This window comes from Acidobacteriota bacterium (assembly GCA_038040445.1).
Taxonomy (GTDB): Bacteria; Acidobacteriota; Blastocatellia; order UBA7656; family UBA7656; genus Onstottus_A; species Onstottus_A frigus.
The window spans coordinates 150,759-155,711 of the sequence record JBBPIG010000006.1 but is presented as its reverse complement, the minus strand read 5'-3'; the positions used below and the strand labels follow the sequence as shown (position 1 = coordinate 155,711).

The 4,953-nt window shown below is 54.3% G+C and carries 2 protein-coding genes and 1 CRISPR repeat array; of the genes, one reads left to right on the top strand and one right to left on the bottom strand.

What is annotated here, in order from left to right; translation table 11 throughout:
• Positions 1-18: 18 nt before the first annotated feature.
• Positions 19-2,970: a CRISPR direct-repeat array (repeat unit 37 nt; unit sequence GTCGCAGAGAAGAAGACGCGCTTTAGCGGATTGAAAC).
• 29 nt (positions 2,971-2,999) lie between these two features.
• On the bottom strand, positions 3,000-3,932 hold the full coding sequence (locus AABO57_08700) for an aldose 1-epimerase (GenBank protein MEK6285805.1): 933 nt from the start codon (positions 3,930-3,932) through the stop codon (positions 3,000-3,002).
• Positions 3,933-4,477: 545 nt separating this feature from the next.
• Between AABO57_08700 and AABO57_08695 the strand changes: the two genes are divergently transcribed.
• The coding region (locus AABO57_08695) for a discoidin domain-containing protein (protein ID MEK6285804.1) at positions 4,478-4,953 on the top strand (476 nt) is incomplete at its 3' end.

Genomic DNA, 4,953 nt, shown 5'->3' with positions numbered 1-4,953 from the left:
CCTCAGTGTTGATGAGGTGTCGCAGAGAAGAAGACGCGCTTTAGCGGATTGAAACTTGGCCGCCAGCAGCACCTCAGTGTTGATGAGGTGTCGCAGAGAAGAAGACGCGCTTTAGCGGATTGAAACCAGCGCTTTTAGGACAAGCGCCGCCTTCCCATCCCGTCGCAGAGAAGAAGACGCGCTTTAGCGGATTGAAACGACTCAGCTTACTACGAGGAGCTTCATGTACAAGGTCGCAGAGAAGAAGACGCGCTTTAGCGGATTGAAACAGCATCATTTCAAGCAAGTCCGCGGCAACTATTAGGTCGCAGAGAAGAAGACGCGCTTTAGCGGATTGAAACACGGATATCGTTGGCTTTGTATTTCAGCTCGTGGATGTCGCAGAGAAGAAGACGCGCTTTAGCGGATTGAAACACCTTCGCCCCAGTTTTCCATAGGGGGTTGGCAGTGTCGCAGAGAAGAAGACGCGCTTTAGCGGATTGAAACGTGCGTGCTGGCTCCAAGGTGTGGCGTGCAAATGACGTCGCAGAGAAGAAGACGCGCTTTAGCGGATTGAAACTTAAATCCCCCGATATTAATGATAATAGGCGCCTACGTCGCAGAGAAGAAGACGCGCTTTAGCGGATTGAAACTTGCCCCTTTAACGGCCAGAGCCCGGTTCGGATGACGTCGCAGAGAAGAAGACGCGCTTTAGCGGATTGAAACTGAGTGGGGTCGGGATGGTAAATCACCCCGGCGTTCGTCGCAGAGAAGAAGACGCGCTTTAGCGGATTGAAACACGGCTCTGTCCTACGTCTACGTGTATTTGCCATACGTCGCAGAGAAGAAGACGCGCTTTAGCGGATTGAAACATAGAGACTCTCCTTCGTTGCTGATCTGGATACAAGTCGCAGAGAAGAAGACGCGCTTTAGCGGATTGAAACTGGCTGTGCTGACGGATACAGCTCTCTGTGTTCGTGTCGCAGAGAAGAAGACGCGCTTTAGCGGATTGAAACATCAGGTGATTGTCTGTGCCGCCGGAAATGATCTCGTCGCAGAGAAGAAGACGCGCTTTAGCGGATTGAAACAGGACAAAAATCGCCGTTGTTGGAAGCGCAAAGACGTCGCAGAGAAGAAGACGCGCTTTAGCGGATTGAAACTGAGTACAGGAGGTCACCGTCTTTGATATACGGCTTGTCGCAGAGAAGAAGACGCGCTTTAGCGGATTGAAACCTATCTATCCCTGCTAAACAGGCTATAGATGACAGCGTCGCAGAGAAGAAGACGCGCTTTAGCGGATTGAAACAACCTGTCGTAATCCGACATTTCCTTTTCGTGCTTGTCGCAGAGAAGAAGACGCGCTTTAGCGGATTGAAACTTGCCAACTTCGCTTCCTTGCCGAAGTTGATCACCGAAGTCGCAGAGAAGAAGACGCGCTTTAGCGGATTGAAACCCAGAACTCCGGGTCATTAGGATCATACGATCCTGTCGCAGAGAAGAAGACGCGCTTTAGCGGATTGAAACACGAACCCCGAAGGGCTAAAGACACTTTCTGAACAGTCGCAGAGAAGAAGACGCGCTTTAGCGGATTGAAACGGAGGAGATTCCTCTGTAGAAATCCTTCTGGCCGAGTCGCAGAGAAGAAGACGCGCTTTAGCGGATTGAAACCCGGGCTCAGGTGCCACGTCTTATGAGCATCTTGAGTCGCAGAGAAGAAGACGCGCTTTAGCGGATTGAAACAACGGCGGCGAACATTACCCCTGAATCGTGACCCTGTCGCAGAGAAGAAGACGCGCTTTAGCGGATTGAAACCAGCATATTAGGTGTACGGGTCGCTACGATGGCGGCGTCGCAGAGAAGAAGACGCGCTTTAGCGGATTGAAACATGGTTTGGTTGAGCGTCTGGTTCACATGGTTGGGCTGTCGCAGAGAAGAAGACGCGCTTTAGCGGATTGAAACTCTCTTCCGTAAGTCCGCGGCCCGGCCAAATTCTCGTCGCAGAGAAGAAGACGCGCTTTAGCGGATTGAAACGGATCGCCGACCTTTTTGGTCAGATCGTCGATCTTAGTCGCAGAGAAGAAGACGCGCTTTAGCGGATTGAAACCTAAGCATTGCCGGATGCGCTCCTGAAAAATGGGCGTCGCAGAGAAGAAGACGCGCTTTAGCGGATTGAAACAGCAGTCCACTGTAATCGCAGAGTGCTAACCGAGTGTCGCAGAGAAGAAGACGCGCTTTAGCGGATTGAAACTTGAGGAAAGGCTCTGCAACATGCAAAAACAGGCGCTGTCGCAGAGAAGAAGACGCGCTTTAGCGGATTGAAACATCGAGCCGTCTTGCGACCGCTCAAGCTTTCTCCACGTCGCAGAGAAGAAGACGCGCTTTAGCGGATTGAAACGAGGAGATAGTGCTCACTATCCAACAAATCTCCGAGGTCGCAGAGAAGAAGACGCGCTTTAGCGGATTGAAACGTATTGAACAGCAGGACTTCCACGTGAATGCATCGTGTCGCAGAGAAGAAGACGCGCTTTAGCGGATTGAAACTCTAACTTCGTTGCAGCCGGTTCTGTCTTCATCTCTGTCGCAGAGAAGAAGACGCGCTTTAGCGGATTGAAACATGGCAATCCCTTGACCTTTATCTCCCAAGTAGGGGTCGCAGAGAAGAAGACGCGCTTTAGCGGATTGAAACGACCCAACGCCCCTAGACGAGGCCAACGCACCGGGCGAGGAGAACTAGCCCCAGTCGCAGAGAAGAAGACGCGCTTTAGCGGATTGAAACATCTGAAACGTGCCAGCGCTCATCGTCACCTTCATGTCGCAGAGAAGAAGACGCGCTTTAGCGGATTGAAACAGTTGTCCATCCGAAGATGCGCTTGAAGTGTCTGGTCGCAGAGAAGAAGACGCGCTTTAGCGGATTGAAACTTGTCTGCCCCTCCTCTGGCTTAAATTGTACTTCAGTCGCAGAGAAGAAGACGCGCTTTAGCGGAGGTCGCGTCTTTAGGGTTGCCAGCCTAACGGTATTACTAGAGTCGATCGACACGGATTCGAAATGCCGACCGGAACTCACCGCCCGGCTCCACGAGATGCAGCCCGCGGCCGGTGGTGAGTGCGCTCGTCGGCGCGGTCATCGGCTCCAGCGCGACGTAATCCTTGCCCTTTGGCGCGAAGATTTGCGCGTACGGGTAACCTGCGAGGAACTCGACCGTGATTCGACGACCGGCGCCAGAGAGAGAGAACGACGTGCTCCCGGCGATGAGGGCGAAGCAATCGTCGAAATTGCTTTCGCCGAGCTGCGCGTCGAACCCGTCGAAGGCTTCTTCCTCGCCGGTCGGGATCCCGCGGCCGTCGAGCACCAGCCTCCGCATTGCCGGCAACTCAAGCCGCCACTGCGCGCGCGGAAGCTCAGGCAGTCCGAAATAAGGATGGAAGCCGTAGCTCACCGGGACTGGGCCATCGGAACCCGCTGCCAGCGTCGTCTCCAACACGAGTCCATCAGGGCGAAGCCTTGCAGTAATCTCAAGCCGGTGACGGAATGGGAAGATTGCAAGGAGGTCGCTGCTGTCCCATTCGAGCCGGGCCGCGAGGGCGTCTTGTGTCGCTTCGGTCACCTTCCAGGTGAGCAGCGCCCAGGGCACGCCGTGCATCGGGAGGCCATGTTCATCGAGGTGAAGAAGCGGCGACGACGTATCGAGGTTCACCTCTCGCCCCGCAGCGCGATATTGGGAACCCGCGAGGCGGTTCGCCCATGGATGAAGTAACGGAATTCCGGCGGTGCTACCCTTAGCTGCGGCGGCCTGGAGGTCTTCAATGCGCCGCAGGATCTCCATGTTCCGGTGGCGAAGCGAGGCGCCGAGCATACCGTGGCCGGGCAAAAAGACAGCCGCGAGGTCCCCCGCAACGATAGTGTGAGCGGATGGGTCCTTGAGTGGATCCGGAGATTGGGAGCTGGACATCATTAAGTTTCCTTGAGCTTGCGATAGCGACGGATCAGGTAATTCGTTGAACTGTCATGTTCGAGGTTGGGCTCTGTCTTGCTTTCGAGTTCCGAAACAATGCGCTGGGCCAACACCTTGTTCGCACTCCTTTCGACTCGGGCTTTGCCGACTATACACCGGCCTTGCGCTTGAGTTTGATGTCATTGGCGAGATTGACTTCACTCACCTACTAAACCTGCTGCGAGCTTCTTAACTATGCGGTAATGGGAGAAAGTATCTGAGATCAAAATGTGTACCTCCGAACCCAACCCTAGGATAACGGCTAACTTTAGCCCTCTTGACTGTTACTTTCAACGCGTTCAAAGAAGATGATCTCAACGAGCTCGCGACAGGAGACTCATGGCTCTCGTGTTGAGCCGCCAGCTAATCCGTTGTCTTGCGCTCGTTGAGCATCTGCGCAAGACTAGATCATGGGGCTCGGTTTCCACGGCGTCATTTCATGCAACGTCGTACCGGTTCGCACCATCGCAGATGTAGAAACTGGTCGAACAAGGGGGTGTGCGACAATGATTTCACAAGCAAAACCTTTCGCGTTGACCGCGTGCCTGACCGTCATTATCGGCATGTTGCCGGGAGGCGTCAGAACGCTGGCGCAGCAGACGGTGCAGTCGCGTACAGTCAGACCAGCCGGTGTGTCGGGTGAGTTGCTCGATATACTGAATGCCAATGATGGAAAGACCGATACGCGAGCGACCTCCGGCAAGACCGACTACGTTGGCATGAGCGTCACAATAGACGCGGGTGGCTTGCAGAACATTATCGGTGTCAAGCAAGAGTTTGGGCCGTGGGCGACTCACTATCCGGGAACGTATAAAATTGAAGTCGCTGAATCGCTTTCCGGACCCTGGATGACTGCATTCGAAGGACCCGGCGAGCGCGGTGAAAGCCGAGCGGAGTTTCCCGCGATTCTGGCGCGTTATGTTCGGATAACCGCAACTGCAAAGAACACCACATATCGAGAGGACTGGTCGATCGCCGAATT

Bases quoted from the DNA above. Each gene is read 5' to 3' on its own strand.
- AABO57_08700 (MEK6285805.1), bottom strand. From the start codon at position 3,932: ATGATGTCCAGCTCCCAATCTCCGGATCCACTCAAGGACCCATCCGCT.